Source organism: Seohaeicola sp., from assembly GCF_048006315.1.
Taxonomy (GTDB): Bacteria; Pseudomonadota; Alphaproteobacteria; order Rhodobacterales; family Rhodobacteraceae; genus Seohaeicola.
In genome coordinates, this window is sequence record NZ_CP180350.1 from 3,098,105 (window position 1) to 3,118,047 (window position 19,943).

Annotated in this window: 10 protein-coding genes and 1 tRNA gene; 5 read left to right on the forward strand and 6 right to left on the reverse strand. The window is 60.2% G+C overall.

Features of this window, described 5'->3' with window-relative positions:
• Positions 1-584: 584 nt before the first annotated feature.
• The 3 genes from ACMUJL_RS15505 to ACMUJL_RS15515 all read left to right on the forward strand — a co-directional run bounded on the left by ACMUJL_RS15505 (position 585) and on the right by ACMUJL_RS15515 (position 3,695).
• Positions 585-1,217, forward strand: a complete 633-nt coding sequence (locus ACMUJL_RS15505) for a LuxR C-terminal-related transcriptional regulator (protein WP_068290596.1) — start codon at positions 585-587, stop codon at positions 1,215-1,217.
• 238 nt (positions 1,218-1,455) lie between these two features.
• Positions 1,456-3,288 (forward strand): ATP-binding protein, encoded by a 1,833-nt coding sequence (locus tag ACMUJL_RS15510; RefSeq protein WP_416914336.1) that lies wholly within the window; start codon positions 1,456-1,458, stop codon positions 3,286-3,288.
• Positions 3,289-3,305: 17 nt separating this feature from the next.
• The gene (locus ACMUJL_RS15515; RefSeq protein ID WP_375573007.1) at positions 3,306-3,695 is read left to right on the forward strand and encodes a response regulator; all 390 of its coding nucleotides are present in this window, start codon (positions 3,306-3,308) and stop codon (positions 3,693-3,695) included.
• A 128-nt stretch (positions 3,696-3,823) separates the two neighbouring features.
• On the opposite strand, the gene ACMUJL_RS15520 is transcribed toward ACMUJL_RS15515, so the two are convergent.
• The 3 genes from ACMUJL_RS15520 to ACMUJL_RS15530 form a co-directional block, all read right to left on the reverse strand.
• On the reverse strand, positions 3,824-4,261 hold the full coding sequence (locus tag ACMUJL_RS15520) for a cupin domain-containing protein (protein WP_068290600.1): 438 nt from the start codon (positions 4,259-4,261) through the stop codon (positions 3,824-3,826).
• A gap of 390 nt (positions 4,262-4,651) precedes the next feature.
• Positions 4,652-14,851 carry a peroxidase family protein gene (locus ACMUJL_RS15525; RefSeq protein ID WP_375573005.1) on the reverse strand — a complete coding sequence of 3,400 codons (10,200 nt, stop codon included), beginning with the start codon at positions 14,849-14,851 and terminating at the stop codon, positions 4,652-4,654.
• 300 nt (positions 14,852-15,151) lie between these two features.
• Positions 15,152-15,442, reverse strand: a complete 291-nt coding sequence (locus tag ACMUJL_RS15530) for a hypothetical protein (protein WP_375573003.1) — start codon at positions 15,440-15,442, stop codon at positions 15,152-15,154.
• A gap of 294 nt (positions 15,443-15,736) precedes the next feature.
• Here ACMUJL_RS15530 and ACMUJL_RS15535 point away from each other — a divergent pair.
• Positions 15,737-15,813, forward strand: a tRNA-Arg gene (locus tag ACMUJL_RS15535).
• Between the two features lie 316 nt (positions 15,814-16,129).
• Here ACMUJL_RS15535 and ACMUJL_RS15540 read toward each other — a convergent pair.
• From ACMUJL_RS15540 to ACMUJL_RS15550, 3 genes are all read right to left on the reverse strand, one after another.
• On the reverse strand, positions 16,130-16,477 hold the full coding sequence (locus ACMUJL_RS15540; protein WP_375573001.1) for a hypothetical protein: 348 nt from the start codon (positions 16,475-16,477) through the stop codon (positions 16,130-16,132).
• A gap of 152 nt (positions 16,478-16,629) precedes the next feature.
• The gene (locus tag ACMUJL_RS15545) at positions 16,630-17,535 is read right to left on the reverse strand and encodes a hypothetical protein (RefSeq protein ID WP_416914337.1); all 906 of its coding nucleotides are present in this window, start codon (positions 17,533-17,535) and stop codon (positions 16,630-16,632) included.
• A 996-nt stretch (positions 17,536-18,531) separates the two neighbouring features.
• Positions 18,532-19,257 (reverse strand): hypothetical protein, encoded by a 726-nt coding sequence (locus ACMUJL_RS15550; RefSeq protein WP_375572997.1) that lies wholly within the window; start codon positions 19,255-19,257, stop codon positions 18,532-18,534.
• A 325-nt stretch (positions 19,258-19,582) separates the two neighbouring features.
• Between ACMUJL_RS15550 and ACMUJL_RS15555 the strand changes: the two genes are divergently transcribed.
• Positions 19,583-19,936, forward strand: coding sequence for a phasin family protein (locus ACMUJL_RS15555; protein ID WP_375572995.1), 354 nt, complete (start codon positions 19,583-19,585; stop codon positions 19,934-19,936).
• The last annotated feature ends 7 nt before the right edge of the window (positions 19,937-19,943 follow it).

Consider the following 19,943-nt stretch of genomic DNA (forward strand, 5'->3'; position numbering starts at 1 on the left):
GATGCGTGCAGTCTTTCTGCTTTGCTTTGTTTGCTTCGTCGACATGGGGTTCTCCATACTGGTTCTGCGCCGGGCGTTCGTTTCACGCCGGTTCGAGAAACCTGTATGCCATTGCCGACGTCCCGACGCGTCAGCGCCAAGTCCAAGCTGTATTGATACTTTGGTCTGAAGGCAGGATGCGCCCCTGGGGCAGGGGCGCGGTGACAGCGTCGACAATCGCGCGGCATGAAGCCTGTGATCGGGCTTTTCCGTCCCTTCGCCCGCATGCGGCGCGGGGCGCGGTACTATCCAAAGAGATAGGTATCAGGCGAATGAACAATGCAGGGTTTCATTTTTTCAAGTTAAAACCGATGGGCTTTACTGCAGAGGCTCTGCGCAAGGGTGACGCCAATTCACGGCGCAGGCTTGGGTGGAATCAGGAGAACGGAAATCAAGCTTGGCATTGCGCCAGGCAGCTAAAAATAAACCTGGAGTTGTTAAGGCGTTTTGCCGGAACTCGGCGCGAGGGATAGCGCGCACCATTCGACCGAAGCTTTCTTTTCTCAATTTGAATCATTGACCCGGGTTACCAGAAGGAACCACGCGTGAAGAAGATTTTCGTTTTATGCAATCAACCCTTCTCTCGGACGGGTATCGAGCACACGTTGGCCGACCTGAGTGATTTCGAGGTTGTCGGTTCGTGTGAATTCTCGGATGCGGCGTTGTCGATGATCGCCGCGAACTGCCCCGATGTCGTGGTCATGGACCTCGTGGGCCTGTCGTCGCCGATCAATGTGATGGGCAAGGTGCGAAAGGCCTGTGAAAACAGCCATATCGTGGTGTTTTGCCAAAGCGGCGTTCTTGATTTTGCGGTCAAGGCGCTTGATGCGGGCGCGGCGGCCATCCTGACGCAGACCAGCGAACCCATGGACCTTTGCGTTGCCATCCGCCGTGCGCTTGCCGGAGACAACTTCGTGCCGCCGGAAATCGCGATGCAGCTTTTCGCGCATCTGCGCGACACCGAAAAGCGCCGCCGCGAGGCTGAACAGCTGCGCCTGACCATGCGGGAAGAGCAGGTGATCAAATGCCTGATGGAAGGGATGACCAACAAGCAGATCGCCGACCGTCTGACGATCAGCGAAAAGACCGTGAAACACTATGTCGGTGCGCTCAAAGGCAAGTTTTCGGCGGCAAATCGTCTGGAAATCGTATTGAGCGCCCAGCGTTTGGAAGTCTGAATTCACCAAGCTGACCGGAATGATGTTCCGAAGGCTATAGGACTTTAGTCTGATACCGCGTCAGCCCTTGTGGCGCTGTCCTTCTGGTTGAGTAAGATACGGTTGCCCGAGGATCGTGAGCTTTCTGATCACGCTCCAGAACCAGAATTCCAAGGCGGATATGAACAGCATGGGCCAGACTGTCGCAAACCTCACGAGACCACCTGCTGCAACCTCCGCGAGGGTGCGGTTCTCAAGGTTGGTTGATCTTGTCCGTCCCGCTTCGCTGAAATGGCAGATCTGCCTGACGATTCTGACGCTGTTGTTCTGTTCGGCTTTCCTGATCCAGATCTGGAACTACAAGAACTTCCTGTCCGGCGAGGTGCAGCGCACCGAAGAAAAGCACCTTGTGATTGCGCAGAACCTGTCGCTGGCGATGTCGCGCTACATCAATGATGTGGCGCAGGTCTTCATCTATCTGCAGGCCGATCTGGCCCAGGAAGACATGGTCACCCGCAGCCATGTGATGATGCGCAAATTCGACCTTGATACCATCACGATCGTGCGGGCAGACAATTCCATCGCGCAGACCACCTCGGCTTTCGGCCAAGTGCCGCCGCTGCCAAGTGCAGAGGTGCTGGATGAACTTCGCGAGGGGGTCAGCACCGTGCTTTTCGGTGTTCAGATGTCCGACCTCGAGCGGATTGGCGACAGGAAATACTTCGTCCTTGGCTTGAACCTGCCAGACGGGGCGCTTGCGATCGGCTACCTCAAGACGGATTACATCAAATCACTGCAGGAGAAGATCCTGTTCGGCGACAATGGCCATTCCGCCATTTTCGACGCGTCGGGACGGGCGATCGCGCATCCTTCACGGACCGTCGAAGACAACATGATGGATGCCTCTGGCATTTCGGTGGTCGCACTGATGCTGGAACGCAAGGAAGGTGTGGGGATGTTCTATTCCCCGCCGATGGATCAGGACATGATCGCGGGCTACACCTATGTGCCGGAAACCGGGTGGGCGGTCATGGTGCCGCAACCTCTCAGCGAATTGTCTGCGGCGGTGCATGCCAGCCTCGTGGAATCCTACCTGGTGGCGCTGCTGACGGCCTTGATCCTGGCCTTCATGGGGTGGCGTCTGGCTAATCGCATCGTGCAGCCGATCGAACATTTCACGCGCTCCAGCCAGGAGATCACGCATGGGAATTACAACGTCGAACTGCCCGACCTGGAGCAGTCGTCCAGAGAGATGTCGACGTTGAACGAATCGCTCAAGAAAATGATCGCGACCGTGCGCCAGTCCGAACACAGGTTGCGTGCGGCGCTGCGCCTGGAAGAACAGGAAAGCCAGCGCAAGAACGAATTCATCGTGATCGCCAGCCACGAGTTGCGCACCCCGCTGAACGGTGTTCTGGGCATGCTGTCGGCCTGTAGCGACAGGTCCCAGGACGCGGAACTGCGCGGCTATCTGGATGTTGCGCATGGATCGGCCAAACGGTTGAGCCGGATCGTCGACAACATGATTGCCTTTACCGAGGCCAGCGAGGACGAACTGAAGATCTCGCCCGCGCCCTTTGATGCACGGTCTGCGCTTGAGACCCTGTGCAAGGATTTTGCAAAGCGGGCGGAAGCAAAGGGGCTGACCTTCGACTTTTCGTGGCCGCGCGGCGAGAAGCGGCTGCTTGTGGCAGATCGTGACAAGATCGAGCAGGTCGTTTCGCTCTTGCTGGACAATGCGGTCAAATTCACCGATCGCGGCGGGGTCGTGTTCTCGGCCCAGACGGAAACCGCAATCGACGGGACAGGCTCCACGCTGGTGATTTCGGTCAGGGATACCGGCGCCGGCATGGCCGAGGCCGATCAGGCCGAGATCTTCAAGCCTTTTTCCCACTTGGTCGGCGCGCAGGCCAGCAATCCTTTCGCGCGCCATCACCAGGGGATCGGCATGGGATTGTGCATCGCGAAAACTGTCGCGACCGCGATGGGGGGCAGCCTCTCGTTTGCAAGCCAATTGAACCAGGGATCGACCTTCGTGGCGCGGATCCCGGTGGAAACATCGATCCCGCAGGGATCACGTAACAACGCATGACAAGAATGGGTATGAACATGGACCGCAAGATGCTCGTGGTGGACGATGACCTGACGAACCGCATGGTCGTCCGGTTGCTGATGGAACGCCGTGGCTACCAGACCTATGAGGCATCCAGCGGCCAGGATGCCCTGGACCAGATGATGGAAACGGATTTCGACGTGGTGCTGATGGATCTCAGCATGCCGGTGATGGACGGGTTCGAGGCGACACGCCGCTTGCGCGCCCTGCCATGCAAGTCCGCGAAGGCCCCTGTTGTCGCCCTGACCGCCCATACCACGCAAAAGGATCAGGACGCCTGCGTCGCTGCAGGCATGAACGGGTTCCTGCCCAAGCCCTTCGATGCCAAGCGGGCGGATCAGCTTCTGGTTCTTCTGGGCTTGCACGCCGACGAAACCACCGCCTGACAAACCCGCGCCAGTTGTTGCGCGGATGCGCACTGGCCGACACTGCCCACCTTCACGGTGGGCAGAATGCGTTGAACCGAACGGTCTGCGGCGCCGAAAGGCCGTGACTGCGCCCGCCTGCGGATATGTTATTCGAGGATGGTGTTTGCAGTCCCCTCCGCCCCGGCGAAGACCGCCAGGATGCGCAGGATGTCCTTGCCGGTATTGGTGCCGCGATGACGCGACCGGAAGGCCTCGACGAAGGTATCGCCTGCCGCGAAGGTCCGGATACCGTCAGTGCCATAATCCAGCGTGATTTCACCTTCCAGAATATGCGCGATCAAGGGTGCTTCGTGCAGATGCCACGCGGTTACCTCGCCGGGCTGCATGGTCACGATGGCCACGGTCACTTCGGCAGCTCCGTCAGGATAGCTGAACGGCTGCCCGATCACCGTGGTCTGTGACTGCAGCAAGACATCCAGCGGAGGATAACCATCCTGCGCATGGATCGGACCAGCCGATATCGCAGCTCCAAGTGCAAGGCCGCTCAGAAGGGTGTGCTGTCTGTACCTGCGTCTGTGTGTCATGCCGGGATCCTTTCCGATCGGACGTGTTGCTTTCCCGGCGACGTGCCCACCAGGGCGTCCAGCGTCAGATGAACACGGCTGTCCCCACCAAACAACAAACCAGTGGCAGCCCTCACTTAAGAGTGGGGTGAAGGTCAAACCGGTGTTCTGCGCGGCGATTTTGACAGGGCCAGCAGCATGGGGCCTGGCGATCATGACCTGCGCTGGCTGATGTGCCGCAAGGCATCCTGAACAGCGCCGGTCGTGGCTTTTGTCCCCGGATCTGCCCGCGCCGATGGCAAGACCGCGTGCGCATCGATGAGTGGCGCGATCGCGGCCGGCAGGGTGCGGGCAAATGCAAACGGCCGCCCCGAGGGGCGGCCGTTCTTTTCATGGTGCGAACTTGCCGGATCAGAACAGGAAGTTTTCTTCCTGCAGGTCGTGATGACCGCTGATCTTGACCGAGAACGTGTCGGTCCCCGTGTCACCGGTCACGATCGTCACATCCTCGCCATCGGTCGTGTCATGGCTGAAGGTCAGCTGACCCGCCCCGATGGCCATGTCGCGACCAGCAAGGGTGAAGGACTGGTTGCCCTCGATCCCGGCATCGGCGTCCAGATCGCTGAAGCACAGGACATCGCCAGCACTGAAGCCCCGGATGATGTCGCCATCGGCTGCGGCAGCGCTTTCGAACACGAAGGTGTCGTTGCCTTCACCACCGTCCATCACGTTGACCGCATCGCTTGCGATGATCGTGTCGTTGCCGGCACCACCGATCACGTTCTCGATGCTCCAGAGCGTGTCGATGCTGTCACCGACCATGACCGCACCGCGATCATTTCCGGCGCTGCCCAGGCGGACATTGGCATCCGCGAGGATCGCGGACATGTCCAGCGTGTCGGAGCCTTCGTCACCGAAGTAGACATCGTTGCCATCGGCCACGGTTGCCACGAAGCGGTCGTGACCTTCGCCACCATGCACCTCGTCGTCCCCGGCACCGCCATTCAGCATGTCGTCGCCGGCATTGCCGAAGATACGATCCGCCCCGGCTTCACCATAGACCATGTCGGCACCGTCACCGGCCAGGATGTCGTCGTTACCCTCGCCACCGAACAGCATGTCACGGCCTGCGCCACCCATGATGCGGTCGTCGCCTTCGTCGCCATAGGCGATGTCGTCACCGGCACCAGCCAGCAGGACATCGTTGCCTTCGCCGCCGAAGACCATGTCGTCCCCATCGGCACCGAGCAGCATGTCAGCCCCGGCCATGCCGTTCAGGACATCATTGCCGGATTTGCCGGTCAGGGTGTCGGCCATGTCGGTACCCGACAGGACCATGTCCTCGTCGGCAACAGGGGCCTCTGCGACAACCGGTGCCTCTTCGGTGACCGGTGCCTCTTCGACAACCGGTGCCTCTTCGACAACCGGTGCCTCTTCGACGACAGGCGCCTCTTCGGCAACAGGGGCCTCTTCGACAACCGGTGTCTCGGTGACCACGGGTGTTTCGGTCACGGTTTCCTCGGTCAACGGCACGTCGTCAACCAGGGGCTGCTGCGGTGCAACATCGTCGTCAACGGTGCCCGAGGTGTAGCTGAAGATATCGAGCGGCAGATCGGTCATCCCGGTGTTGCGCGCCACGATGTCCCCAAGGGTCACGTTGCCGATGAAGTTGTTGTAGACCGGCAGGTCGCCGATGCGATCGGTATAGTAGAACCGGTCGCCTTCCTGCAGACGGTCCAGCTGCTCGTGGATGATCACCCAGAAGGTATGACCCACGACACCGCCCTGGATGTGGCTTTCGGCCAGACCACCCACCCAGAGATCGACACGGTCGATGCCCTGGACAACCATTGCCCCGTTCTCACCAGGCACCAGCGTGATATCCGGGTTGGCCTGCTGGAAGGCGGCAATCGCGTCGCCTTCAAGCACCAGGTCCGGATAGGCCTGCTGGAACTGCGCGATCATGGCATCCGACAGGTTGTTGCGGCTCTGGAAGTCCTCCCACGAAGCATAGGGCTCCATGTTCAGATCCGACAGTTCGATGGCCTCCTGGATATAGGGGTTGGTCGAAGCCGCCAGTCCCATCTTCACCTGGTTCAGCGTTCCAAGACCCACATCCCAGCCACGAGCGACGTTGAACGCGAAGAGGTCGGCACTGATGCGGACCAGATCGTTGCGCACCGCATCCACCACCTGGAAGTCGATCTGTTCGGAAGGCTGCTGCACCAAGCCGCCCAGGATCGCACTTACACCATACTGTGCATAGCCCGGCTGCGGGATGTATCCCATGCCTGCCAGTGCACCCACGGCTTCGGCGCCCATGATGTCGACGGTACCGTCGCGGTTCATGTCCACGGCGAAGGCATCGGGATCGTTGGTCGGGTTCAGGAAGGCATCGAACAGCGGCACATCCACCGGCTGGCCATCGGCATCCAGAAGGGTCAGGGTCTGACCGATCTGCGAGTGGCCAAAGCGGTAGGCCGCCGCGGCGAACTCGTGGCTGATGCGTGCATCTGTCGACGGATCATACTTGTCATGACCGTGACGTCCCGAGCCCTGCAGCCCGCCCAGCAGCGTATCGGCGAAGTCGTTGAACACGACCTGCTGATATTCCGCCTCGTTCAGGGCTTTCGCGGCCTGGAACAGTTCCTCCGGGGTGCCCTCGAAGCCCGAGGCCTGGAGCAGTTCCACATGGTAGTTGTGGTTGCGCGCCCAGACGGTGTGCATCGCGGTCAGTCCGACGTTCTCGTTCGCGCGCCCATCGCCGCCCACGAAGTGGTCGAGCAGGTTCATGAACGGGTTCTTGTCGATCAGAAGCGGCCAGGTTTCCCCCATGAAGTTGTCGACCAGGCCCGAGACGGTGGCGGCGTCGTAGTTGCCGTCAGCATCCAGCAGATCGGGGTAGTACTCCAGCAGGGTCACGTCGCCACGATCGGTGCCCGTGAACACGGTCTCGTTCTGGATGTGGTGATCCAGCAGCTCGCGCAGCGTGGACATCAGGCGGAAGCCTTCTGCCGAGGGATCCTCGCCACCCATCAGGACATGCGCCCCGATACCACCGTTGCCATCGCTTTCGCGCAGCAGCTGACCCACAAGGGAGGACGAGCCATAGACCTGGTTCTGGTCCACGAAGGGCGAGGTGATGTTCTCGTGCAGAGGCACACCATTCTCGTCATAGCCCACCACGGTGGCGCGGGTCAGGTCGGCCGGGTTGTCCGAGCCGGGCGCCATGGTCATGCCGGGGCCACCGATCTGGATCGATCCGTTGCCACCCTTCGGGATGAAGGTCAGCCCGTGATCGAAGTACTGACCGAAGGCCATCATGAACATGTTTGCCGAGGCTGCCTTGGCCGCATCCGCGTCCTGTGCACCCAGCGTGTTCGAGATCTGACGCGGGTCCAGGCCTTCGAAGATCGGGTTGATCTCGCGGTTGCCCGTCGCCTCGTCAAACGCGCCGTAACGCGCTTCGGTGATGCGGATATAGGGTTGATCCGCGGCGCCAAAGCCAGGGTTGACCAGGTTGTTTTCCATGCCCAGCAGGTCGCGGCTGCCGATGATGAAGTCGGCAGGTTCAGCCGCCACATCGCCCTCTTCCGCCGGAAGTGCGGGCGGCGTGCCCTGACCCGTGATCATGTACTTGAGCGCATCCACATCGGTCTGCGTCAGCGCGATCTGACCCCGCGGCATCTGGTAGACGCCGGCCTCGTTCACTGTGCCGACATTGACCAGGATGGTTTCCGCAGCCGTGCCGGCCACGACGATGCCAGGCTCGACGCCGGGCTCGGCGGGGACGAAGCTGACGCTGCGCTGCCCATCCGACAGGGTGACGACGCCGTTGGCCTCGGTGCGGACCACATTGGCCAGAACGGTGCCCTCGGGCAGGACGATGACGTCCTGTTCGCGGATCGTACCGGCGATGGTGTCGTTGCCGCCAACGCTGCGGAACAGGATCCGGTGCGCCGAGGTCAATGCGCTGATGTCGATGTTGTCATCGCCATCGGTGCCGTTGACCGTGATCGTGTTGAAGGCCAGCGAGGTCGGGTTGAAGTCACCGAAGACCTCGACGTTGTTGACGCCGCCGCCTGTGTTGATCTGGATCTCCTCGATATTGGCCAGTTGTGCGATCACCGCTTCTTCGCCACCTGCAACCATGCGGGTGATGACGATGTCGGTGCCCGCCTCAAGCGGTGCGCCTGTCCAGGAACCCGCCGCATAGACGCGGAAGGTCTCGTCCGAGGCATCGCCGTTCGCGGTGAAGGTGTCGCGATCCGCGCCACCGTCGACCACATCCGATCCGCCACCGACGCTCCAGGTGATGTCGTCGCGACCTGCGCCACCCATCAGGAGGTCGTTGCCCGCACCGCCGGTGATGATATCGTTACCTGCACCGGCATCGACCACAAGACGCTGGTTCGACAGGAAGCCTGCGAAGTCGATGATCTCGTCGCCCGCCGTGCCGTTCACGAAGATCGTGTCGGGCGCCAGCGAAGTCTGGGTGAAGTCGCCGACCGCGTTGATCGTCTCGGTTCCCTGAACCCCGTTGATCGTGACCTCTTCGATCCCGCGGATTTCCATGATGGCGGTTTCGATACCGTCCACCGTCCGGGTGATGATGATCTCGGAGTTCGGGTCCAGAGGTGCTGCGCCACCGGCATCGACCCAGGCCGCCACCGTATACATGGTGATTGCGGTCTCGGTGCCGTCTGCGTTGATGGTCACCATGTCGATGTCACCAGCGCCATCACCATTGCCACCGCCATCGACGATATCATATCCGCCGTTCGGTGCGTCCCAGATGATGTTGTCGTTGCCGCCTTCGCCGAAGATCACATCATTGCCACCCAGACCGTTGATCTCGTCGGCGCCACCGGCGGCAAAGATCACATCCGTGCCGGGGGAACCGGTGATGTTGTCTGCGGCAGGGGTCCCGTTGATGATGCCATTGCTGGGCGGGGTCACCCGCAGATCGACCTCCTGGTCTGCAAAGCGCAGGATTTCGATATTGGTCAGGCGGTCATGGCCATCCCCATCGATCGGGTTGGGGCGACCGTTGATCGGATCGATCGGGTTCGGCCCAGCCGTGACGTTGATATGGGTGACCGAGACGCTGCCATCGGGATTGCTGCGGATGCTGTAGTTGTCGCGCACGTCGTAGTAGACGGCCACGTCCACGTCAGCTTCCTGACCCGCGTCAAGGATTTCACGCGTGATCTGCAGCTGTGTCGGAGAGATCGAACCATCCAGAAGCTGCGGCAGGATTTCCCGAAGGCTGTCGATGCTCTGGATTTCAACGCTTGGGTCGTTCGCATCGCGGATCGAGATGCGGACATTCAGCATCAGGTCGCCGTCGATGACATCGTCGCCGCCGCGTCCCTGGATGACATCGCTGCCGGCACCGCCAAGCAGGATGTTGCCACCCGTGAACAGTTCCGCCGGGTCGGTCCCCATCAGGTTGCCCAGAAGCTCACGCAGGCCATCGATGCGGTCCACGCCTTCCTGGGTCAGTTCGTTTGCAAAGAACGTCACCTCGTTGTCGAGAGGGGTGGCAGCAGCAGGCGCTTCGCCACCGATGCGGTTGTCGCCCCAGATCAGGTCGTCATGCTGCGTGCCCGAGACGGCTTCGGCGTCGATGTAGCGGTCTTTGAAGAACTCGGCCTGTTCAGGCACGATGCGCCGGGTCAGGTCGACTTCGGCCCCGGAATTGGCGTCCTTGTGAACGATCCAGTCAAAGCCAAGCTCGGCAAGGTTCACATGCGTACCTTCACCCTGCACCAGGATATCGTCGCCGCTTTCCCCGTGAAGGTCGTTGTCGTTCGGCCCGCCCCAGAGGACGTCGTGACCGATGACACGCGATGCGCCGAAGTTGTCGTTGTTGTCGCCAAACAGGAAGTCAAAGCCGTCGCCGCCTTCGATCCAGTCGTCGCCTTCACCGCCATCGACCACATCGGTGCCGGACCCGCCAAGAACGAAGTCGTTGCCCATGCCTGCGAAGGCATGCTTGCCGTCGTCGGCTCCCATCATGATGACATCGTTGCCCTGACCGCCAAAGATCAGTTCCGCAGCACCACCGCCGGCCGAAATCACGTCGTTGCCGTTTTCGCCATGCAGGAAGCTGATGTCGTCACCGTCCCTGATGATGTCGTCGCCTTCGCCACCGCGGAAGGTGTTGACGCCCGAACCGCCGATCAGCAGGTCGTTGCCGTCACCACCCCAGAGCGCATCGTCGCCCAGGCCGCCGACAAGGATGTCGCGCTGCGCCGTGCCGCCCAGCACCACATGCTCGCCGCCGTTGAACTGCAGCAGGTTGTCGTATTCAAGCACACCCTCCACGAGCGGGGCATCGACAGTCGCCGTTGCACGTTCGACAAGGCTTGTGCCCATGCTGGCAAGGAAAGGATCGACGTCGGTCGAGACCGGATCCGGGATCGCCTGCACGGACTGGTCCACCTCGAGGATATATTCCATCGCGGCGAAGATGTCGGCCGGAATATGCGCGCCGCCTTCACCGATGTCGGTGTTGCGCACGATCATCGAGGCGAAGGAGTTGTTTTCAAGCTCGCCGATCATGTTCATGCCGTTGGTGCGGCTCAGGTAGTAGAAGCGGTCACCGTTCTGCAGGTTCTCCATCTGGTGCTGGAACACGAAGCCGAAGCTCGACCCCAGCATGCCGCCGAAGGGCATGATGGCTTCCGCCAGGCCACCGATCCAGAACTCGACATCGTTGATGCCGGTTTCGCTGGCGGCCCAGACGCCGGTTCCGTTGACATAGTCCAGACGGTCCGCAGGCGCGCCTTCGCCACCCAGCACAAGGGCCGTTGCCGCTGCGCGCTTGTCGTCCACGGTCACGGCGGAGACGATTGTCTCATGCGTGCCGTAAGCGGCAATGAAGTTCACGACCGAGGCCGGGTTCTTCAGATTGGCGGCATAGTCGGACCAGCTTTCGTAGGGGCGCAGGAATTCGCTGCCGGTTGCGGCAAAGAACTGCTCGCGTGCTTCATTCAGCGAGGGCACGCCGGTGTCACGGCTGCGCGCGATGTTCAGCGCAGCAAGGTCAAGCGGCAGACCGACAAGGTTGTCACGCAGCGCGCTGGTGATGAACTCGTCGATATTGGCGCCGATTTCACGCGACATGCCGCGTGCCACCGCACCTGCAGCCTCATCCGAGGTCAGGACCCCATCCTGATCGAAGGCCACCGGGTTGAGGAAGGCGGTGATCAGGTCGGTCGAGGTGTTGACGCCGTTCGCGTCCATGGTCTGGACGTTCTCGGTCAGCATCGAGTGGCCGAAGCGATAGACCACATGCGCGAACTCGGCAAAGATCGAGGCGTCGATTTCCAGCGAGCTGTTCACCATGAACACACCGATCTGCGGCTGAACGCGGCGGCCGAATTCTTCGAAGGCCAGGTGCTGATACTGCATTTCGGTCGCGAACTTGGCGGCCTGGAACAGGCGCTCGCCATCCCAGGTCAGGGCTGCGGGCGTTGCGGTTGCAATATCCTCCTCAGTGATCGGCGCCACCAGCCATTCGTTGATGAAGGTCAACTCGCCACTGGCAAGAATGGTCTGCTTCATCTCGTCGATCTGACGGTTATGCTCGGAGTGGAAAATATGGTGGACGGCGGTCAGGCCGAAGTTCTCGTTGCCGCGGCCGTCACCCGCGATGTAGTGGCGATCCAGCAGTTCGTTGTCATAGGTTTCGTTCTGGCCGAACTGGTTCGGGATGATCGCGTTGCCGGTTTCGGTATCCGCATCCGGCGTCTTGATGGCGGTCTCGCCGGTGAAGCGATCCACGACATAGGTGCCGGGGGCCGCGTTATGGGCGATATCCTCGAGGAAGGCGTGACCGTTGCGCAGCGCCTGTGTGGTATCGACCGGATTGGCCAGGTCACCCTCGATCAGGATATGCTCGGGCGCGCCGTCCACGACACCGAAGTCGGGGTTTGCCACGACAAGCTGCGGCAGACCGTTCGGGCCGGGGATGAAGTTGCCATAGGGGTCGGTGGCCAGCAGCGGACCATCCAGAACATCGGCGTCGGACAGGTTGATGCCCAGGATGTCACGGGCCTGCGCCTTGACGTCGCCCCAGGTGGACATGCCGCCGCCTGCGCCGTCCAGAAGATGACCTGTGGCCATCGGCACGCCGTTTGCATCCAGCGCATATTCGCGCAGGAAGACCTGGTGCGAGGGGTGCGAGGTGTAGGTCTGGTTCTGGTCGACCCATGGCGTAGTCTTGTTGAAGTGCTCGCGCACGTCATCTGCGGTACCCAGGATCCCGTCGGGACCGGGCTGGTTCGTGGCGCGGGTCAGCACCATGAAGTTGGTGGGCGAACCTTCGACGTAAAGCGGATCATCCGGCTGCAGCGGGATATAGACGGTGCCGCTGCCGCCCTTGCCGACCAAGTCGAGACCATGGTCGAAGAACTGGCCGAACAGCGTCATCCACGAGTTGTAGGGCGCCGACAGACCTTCGTCCGGCGAGACGTCGGGCAGGCGCAGGTTGTTGCCGTCCATCTCGATGGCGTGTGTGGTCAGCAGCGTATCCAGCGCGGTCTGCGCAGTCTCGACAGCGGCTTCAGCGGCTGCAGTCGCAGCGGCTGCCGCGTCCGGGCTGTCTGCCGCCGCGAGGTCTGCGGTGGCCGTTGCCAGCGCGGTCTGCGCCTGTGCTTCGGTGGCCATGGCGGCTGTCAGGTTGCCCGATGCCAGTTCGGCCGCAGTGATCGCGCCCTGAACCGCCAGCGTGGCGTTTGCCACGGCGCTCATGGCGGTGATCATGTCTGTGCTGGCGGCCTGGGCTGCGGTCAGTTCGGCCTGTGCCGTGGTCACGTCGCCCGTGGCCGTGGTCACATCCGCCTCTGCGGTGCCAACAATGCCGGACAGGCGCGTCACTTCGGCATCTGCCGCGGTCAGCGCGGTTTCCAGCCCGGACAGTTCCGTTTGTGCCGCCGTCACTGCGCCGGCGGCCGCATCGGCTGCGGTCTGTGCCAGATCAACGGCCGCTTGTGCCGTCTCGACAGCGGTCTGTGCTGCAAGATAGGCCGCGCTGTCCAGCTCGGCGTCCGCCAGCGTGGTACGCGCGGTGGCCAGATCAGCCTGGGCCGTCGCGAGGTTTTCTGCCGCGGTCGTCTGCTCTGCGGTCAAGCTGGTGACCGTGCCGGACACCGTGTCACGCTGCGTGGTCAGGCTGGTCACAAGGCCCTGGGCCGTGGTCAGGATGGTCTGTGCGCTGGCAGCTGCGATATCGGCTGCGGTATCCGCGGTGGTCGCCCGTGTCAGGGCTGCATCCGCCGCATCCAGTTCGGCACGTGCGGCAGACCAAAGCGCCGCCGCGGCGCTCATCTGCGCGAAGGTGGTCGCGGGGTTTGCCACATAGAGGGCAAAAGCCGCCATGAAGGCAGTCTGCGCCGATGCCGATTCGACCACTTCGGTATCATAGGTCGCCTGTGCTGCGTCCAGCGCCGCCTGCGTAGCGACTGCAGCCTGCTGCGCGGTCGTCAGCGACGATTGTGCGGAGACAACCGAGGCTTCGGCTGTCGACAGCTGCGTGTTCAGATCGGCCAGTTGGGTCTGCGCGGTCTCAAGACGTGCTGCCACATCATCGACAGCAGCCTGTGCCGAGGTCACAAGTGCCTCGGCTGCGGTAACTGCCGCCTGTGCATCCGCCAGACCCGTCGGAGCGGTCATGCCGGCCAGGGTAGCCTGCGCGTCGCTCAAGGTCGTCTGTGCGCTGCTCAGCGCATTCGCAGCGGTCACGCTTTCGCCTTCCAGGCGGGTCACTTCCGCTTGCGCCGCGTCACGCGCGGTCAGTGCCGCTGCGGCCACACCTTCGGCGGCAGTCAGGTTTGTCTGCGCTGTTGTCAGCCCTTCCTGGGCCGTCACAAGTGCCGCCTGGGCCAGGTCCATGGCATCCTGGGCCGCGCCCAGGTCACCTGCGTTCTGCAACGCCAGAAGTGCGGCGCTGGCGTCTGCCAGAGCCGTCTGCGCGTCGGTCACGGCCTGATCAGCGGTTGCACTGACCGTGGTCAGCGAAGCGACATCGGCAACCGCCGCGTCATGGGCCTGCTGGGCCGAAGTCACAGCCGCTTCAAGCGCCGCGCGCTGCAGCGCAATGGCGGCGTCAACGTTGGTGGTTGCGGCCTGCGCGTCACGCAGGGCGCGGTAGGCGGTGGAGATTTCGTTCGCGACGCTCAGCATCGCCTGACCGGTCATGCCGTTATGCGACAGCATCGCGGCGATGGCGGCCGGGTTCGCCAGTGTCTGGTCGGCAACCAGGTTCGAGATGATCCGCGGGTCGGCGTCATAGACCGAGCCGCTGGTCTGCAGATAGGAGGTCTGCCCCGCCTGCGGCGCGCGCGGGCTGGCATCCGCCAGATGCGCCTCGGCAGGCTGGGTCAGGAAGGTCGAGTCCAGCAGGCGCGGCATGACCTGATCGGCAGAGCCCCAGGTCTCACGGCCTTCCGTCAGGTTGTTCAGGGTCCCGTCCACAAGACGCAGGCCCAGCGACAGAGAAGGATTCGCGATCAAATCGGTAAGGGGAGTGCCAGCTGCATGCTGTTCGGCGATCAGAATCTGGTCAAGAATGTGCTTGAGGTCATTGGTGTTGACGAAAACCATTGTCGTTCTCCTGGTTGAATACGTGGGCGTCCGTGAAGGACTGGCGAAAATGCCGATTTCATTGCCCTGAAAGTGACGCAGAACGCGCTGCACGGGATGCACTCTCTGTCGGACCACTTTGTGCACCAAATGCCGATAGGGAGGTCAGACCAAGGTCCCGGTCGGGACGGGCCAGCGTTTCGGGCCGATAGTGCACGGCAAACAAAAAAGCCGACCCTTGTCGGGCCGGCTTTTCCTGCGGGGGCAGTGCGCCTTGTTTCATGAATGGCGCTGGTTGGTCTTTCGTTTGGGGGTGGGCGGTCAGTGTGCCACGACAGGCGCGGGGACCAGCGCCATGATACGTTCCCCAAGCTGGTCGGCGGTGTCCGTCACCACGTTGAAAACAAAGGCGAAGGCGACAATCGAAATGACCAGGCTGGCTTTCGAGAAGAAGGCTGGCAGGATCTGGATTTTAACGATCCCATCGATCAGATCGGTGAATTCCCGTGCCAGCGGCAGCAGGGCCGCGTTCCATGTTCCCGCAACAGCGGCGCGGGCCGTGACCTGAGCGTGGCGCGAACCGCGAAACGAATTGGCTGCATATTTGTTCATCGGGACCTCCGTCGGCACGACGGGTCGCCCGCCGCATGAGTTGCATGCCACCATGGATGCCTCAGACCGAGCGCCTGCGCATTCGCGCTATGTCCCTTTCAGTTTGGGACTTTCGTCCCACCCCCTTGCGCGACCCACGGGGAAGTGTTGGCACGGGCGATGAACAGGGCAGGGGCACCGTGCCACGAGGTCCGGGTCCATCCGCAAAGCCCTGGCGCGATATGTGCAAGAACGCAGCCCACCCGCATTGACAGCTTGCCTTTGGTGCCGTGCGGCGGCAAATAGGGCCTATGCGATCCCATAGCTCAACTGGATAGAGCAGCTGACTTCTAATCAGCAGGTTGAGGGTTCGAGTCCTTCTGGGATCGCCATTTACTTCTATAAGTAACTGAACTTATTTTATAAAAATTTCTCACATCTGACTAGTCCCACATTTAGTCCCACAGCCTTGGTTGAGCGATGAGGAGCCTGCTCTGAACGGTCTTTTGCTGGTGGAAGTCGCGCTTACGCATTGGCGAAGATCATTGATCTGACGTGATGGGCTCTGTTCAACCCAAGGAATTCGCAGTCAGATCATTGCGTACTGATACATGCAAAGAAAAAATCATATCGGACTGTGGTGAAATACCAACGCTGTTGCTTCTGGACAGACAGAGATGTAGCTGTAGGATTGATATCGCGGTGAGCCTATGGCTTTTTCATAGGCTTGTTATCAGAAGCTGATCCTGGGTTGAATCCGTTCATCTGGTAAACTTGGGTTGTTAGTTGTTCTGCCACCCGCTGGGTCTGTATCAGGACAGCAAAAAACTTGTGGTCAGCAGTCGAGGGGCAATCAGGGTACAATTCAACTAAAGCGTCGAGTAATCCTTTCATCAAAAGAGCGTTTTCCTCCATCTCCATCTTTGCGGCGATATCCGCCCCAGAATTTTCTCTTTCGATAGCACGGCTTTCAGGGGGTTTTTGCTCGCCGTGACTGTTTAAAGTCATTTTGATTGATACCTTTGTTGGAGGTTTGTCAGCATTTATCGTAAACATGATATGACGATTTCACATCAGATAAGAAGTTAAATACAAAAATGACGAAAAACAGTCAATCCGACATTCCGCGCCCCGTGCAACTTCGGTGCGCGCGATTTCTCCTTGGGTGGTCTGTTGAGGAAGCTTGTGACATCGTCGGTATTTCTGCGTCAACCTTGACGCGTGCTGAGAGAGACACAGGCCCAGAGATATCGAGAGTTGGTATGAATGCCCTGCGCCTGACATATGAGCGCAATGGCATAGCGTTCTTGTTTGAAGGCGGAATCGGCGTGAAGTTGCGGCACAAGACTGAAAGCTGACGCCTGCTGCGGATCCAGCGTGAAGCCAGAAGACGTCACAAGGTTGAAGGTCTGGTTGGCCGCGTCTCGGATTTCTTTCGGCTCCAGCTCAGCGGGTATGGGTTTCAAAGCCCGGACATGCTGAGCGATCTTCCGTTCAAAGTTGATCTGTGCCTGTTTCAAGGCCCGATCCGTGTTCGGTGACACTTGATCCAGGAGCAGACCGGTCGGGGCCGTGGCAGCCCTCTGAGCCGCTGTCTGGCGGTTCCTGCCCGACATCTGGATCAAAGCTCCCGTGTTCCACAGGACATTGGAGAAAATGTCGAGGCTTTGGCCATGCGGCAGACCTAGAAGACGCTTCAGGCCCATCAGGACATTGTGAGCGATCTTCATCAGTGGTGTCCGCACCTTGGTCGTTCTCAGGCTGTCTGCCAGGTTCTGGTTGGTCAGGGACCATGCCATGAACTCCTGAAGTGCTGCGGCCTTTCCGACATTCTCCGGGAAGTTCTGGAGGTAGTTGCTGATCTCCTTCCGCACCGTGCGTGCCACCTCTCGGGTGTTTGCATTCTCGGCACTGAAGTCCAGTCCCATGAACTGGCCCATCAGGTTCTCAAGGTTCTTGATGGCGTCTTTCTGTTCCTTCGACAGCTGGTCAGGATTCTCATAGAAATCGAAAATGACCTTGGCCGTCGTCGCATGAAGCAACTCGTGCATCATGGTTTCCGGCGCTGTATTTGCCAGATATATGATCCCGTTGGCCAAGTCCGTCTGGGCCATCTCGATCGGATCTGCATCTGCCAGCTCAGGGTAGAATTCGTTTCTGTAAGCGTTCAGATCCTCAGCCGATCCGACAAGGACCGTGAACCTGGGAAGGGAATCCTCCATGACCTAAAGGCTAACTGAAACCTAACCTGAACCTAAAACCACCCTGTATCCTATCGGGTTCTCGGCCATACGAAGGCACAATATTCAGTTGTCACAGAGCCATATTTTTCAGGCATTCAATCAACTCCAACCAACCTGAAAGGTAACTTGCCCAGAAGTTCACCCTAAAACCCAAACCGACGATTTCATCCGAAATCGACTAAAGGGGGTCTAAAACCTAACCCGTCAAACGAAGCCAAAATCCTGATTTGACTAAAGCCTAAGTTCCGTAGGTCTCAATCTGGTTCAAGCAAGTTCCCCAACCGGTTCATCCAGGTTTGACCAAGTTGTGCCAACCCTAGAAAGAGGTGCCAGAAGAGCGGGACCAGCGCCTTGTTCAAGCTCATCAAGGTGGGCTACCGATGTAATCAACTAACGTTCATTTTACTCGTTGACGTATCTGAAAGCAGGTGTATAGTGAGGCTCGCCCCAACCGGGGGCTAACCGGGGGCTAACCGGGGGCTAACCGGGGGCTAACCGGGGGCTAACCGGGGGCTAACCGGGGGCTAACCGGGGGCTAACCGGGGGCTAACCGGGGCTAACCGGGGGCTAACCGGGGGCTAATAGATCGCGCGCGGTTTTTTCTAAGGGTAGGCCTTTCGAGCAAGTGCACGGCAGAAGAGGGCGATCGAGCATTTGCCAGTGGGGCTACATCCGCCGAATATTTCCGGGATGTAGGCCGCCTGTTCGAAGCTGATTGGGAAGGGCCTGCTCGGGGGTAACCGCTTGCTGAACGCGCGCAGGTGGCAGGTGACTTTCGCGGCTACCGTCTGGCTCTCGTGTTTTCCCACTTTGCTTGAGCCAGGAAATGAACAGAGCTGAAAGCCAAGAGTGGACAGATGACGATCATCAATGCATCTGGACTGGTTCCAGCATGTCGTCTGTGTCCAGCTTGAGTGCACTGCGCCATAGGGGCGTCTTGAAGACGTGATGCACATTGCGGCTGTCGGGGGTGGCTTCACGTGTTTCCATGATCAGACCGGACCATTCCAAGGGCCGCAGAACGCATGCTGAGAACGCAGCGAGCTGGCGCCATCCTGCATGTCCCTGATCCGCAGCATCGACGTAGAAGGCGGCGTAGAGATCGCGCTCTGTGCTGCCTTGATCCGCTTCCACATTGATCACATTCAGCCAGACGTCCCATGAGCCCATAGGTCTCTCGTTGAAGCGCGAATAGGCTGCATAATCCATTTGGAAGACATAGAAGGGGATCAGCTCATCGAAAAGCTTGCCGGGGGTTAGCGCCAGCGCTGCACCTCGTTTGGTGAGGTGGAACTCTCCCTTGAAGTGACGGCCCAATCTGAGATGGATCAAAAGGAAATGCAGCAGTTCCAGTGGGGGAAAATCATATTCATTGAGCACTTTTCTATTGCGCAGCAGGTCTTCGCGGCTTCTGTCCGGCCAGTCAAAATTCTCCACCGCCCATTGCACGAAACCGCGTTTGAACGCTCTGGTTCCGGTCAGGCCGACCGGCCCATGGTCCTGAACATAGCGCAGCGTCAATGTGGCAGCTCGCAACATGGGCGAGCGGATCAAATCGGGATGGGTGTCTGGGAGCTTGCGGAATTTGATCATCCAGACAAGGTGGCACAGGGTTTGAGCCCGCGCCAGTAGATGCGGTTCGCAAGGTGATGAAGGATCGTGCATTCGACGCCATATCATACCGGGTACTGCACTGTAGATCGTCTCCTTGACTGCCTGGTTGCAAAAACTTGCCCGATCGGAGGCAAGGTTGAGTATCGTTAGTGCTCGGCGGTATCCTCCTGGGCCTTTGCCCTGGGGGCGTCATGACCTGGTTGAATATCGGGTTCAATGACAAGGGTTGCCGTCGAATTGCTCTTTCTCGCGCTACCCGGCGTGGCAGGAGCCTATCATTGGAACCGGTCAAGGATCATCTGACATGGCAAAATCGAACCAAACACAGGCTGACACGATGAAGGACGCATCAGCGATGGCGGAATCCATGATGGCCTTGAGCCCGGCGATGACCAAGGCTTGGCTGGAGATGATGTCAGGTAGCGCGCGTTTCCTGGCGGATCGACTGCAACAGGACCTGGAGACCCAAAAGGCCATTCTGGCGTGCAAGAAACCGATGGAGCTACTGCAGGTTCAGTCCGCGTTCTTCAAGACAGCCATGGAGCAATACACGGAACATACCATGCGCCTGCAGGAGACGATGACCACGGCTGCTGAAGAGACGATCAAAGGCGCGCGAACCGGTCTTTCCCGCGGTTATGATGACGTGCCGTTGTGATCAACTG

What these genes read in the sequence shown, in the direction of transcription:
- ACMUJL_RS15515 (WP_375573007.1), top strand. Translation starts at nt 3,306, where the DNA reads ATGGACCGCAAGATGCTCGTGGTGGACGATGACCTGACGAACCGCATG.
- ACMUJL_RS15520 (WP_068290600.1), bottom strand. Translation starts at nt 4,261, where the DNA reads ATGACACACAGACGCAGGTACAGACAGCACACCCTTCTGAGCGGCCTT.
- ACMUJL_RS15525 (WP_375573005.1), bottom strand. Translation starts at nt 14,851, where the DNA reads ATGGTTTTCGTCAACACCAATGACCTCAAGCACATTCTTGACCAGATT.
- ACMUJL_RS15530 (WP_375573003.1), bottom strand. Translation starts at nt 15,442, where the DNA reads ATGAACAAATATGCAGCCAATTCGTTTCGCGGTTCGCGCCACGCTCAG.
- ACMUJL_RS15540 (WP_375573001.1), bottom strand. Translation starts at nt 16,477, where the DNA reads ATGTTTACGATAAATGCTGACAAACCTCCAACAAAGGTATCAATCAAA.
- ACMUJL_RS15545 (WP_416914337.1), bottom strand. Translation starts at nt 17,535, where the DNA reads ATGGCCCAGACGGACTTGGCCAACGGGATCATATATCTGGCAAATACA.
- ACMUJL_RS15550 (WP_375572997.1), bottom strand. Translation starts at nt 19,257, where the DNA reads ATGATCAAATTCCGCAAGCTCCCAGACACCCATCCCGATTTGATCCGC.
- ACMUJL_RS15555 (WP_375572995.1), top strand. Translation starts at nt 19,583, where the DNA reads ATGGCAAAATCGAACCAAACACAGGCTGACACGATGAAGGACGCATCA.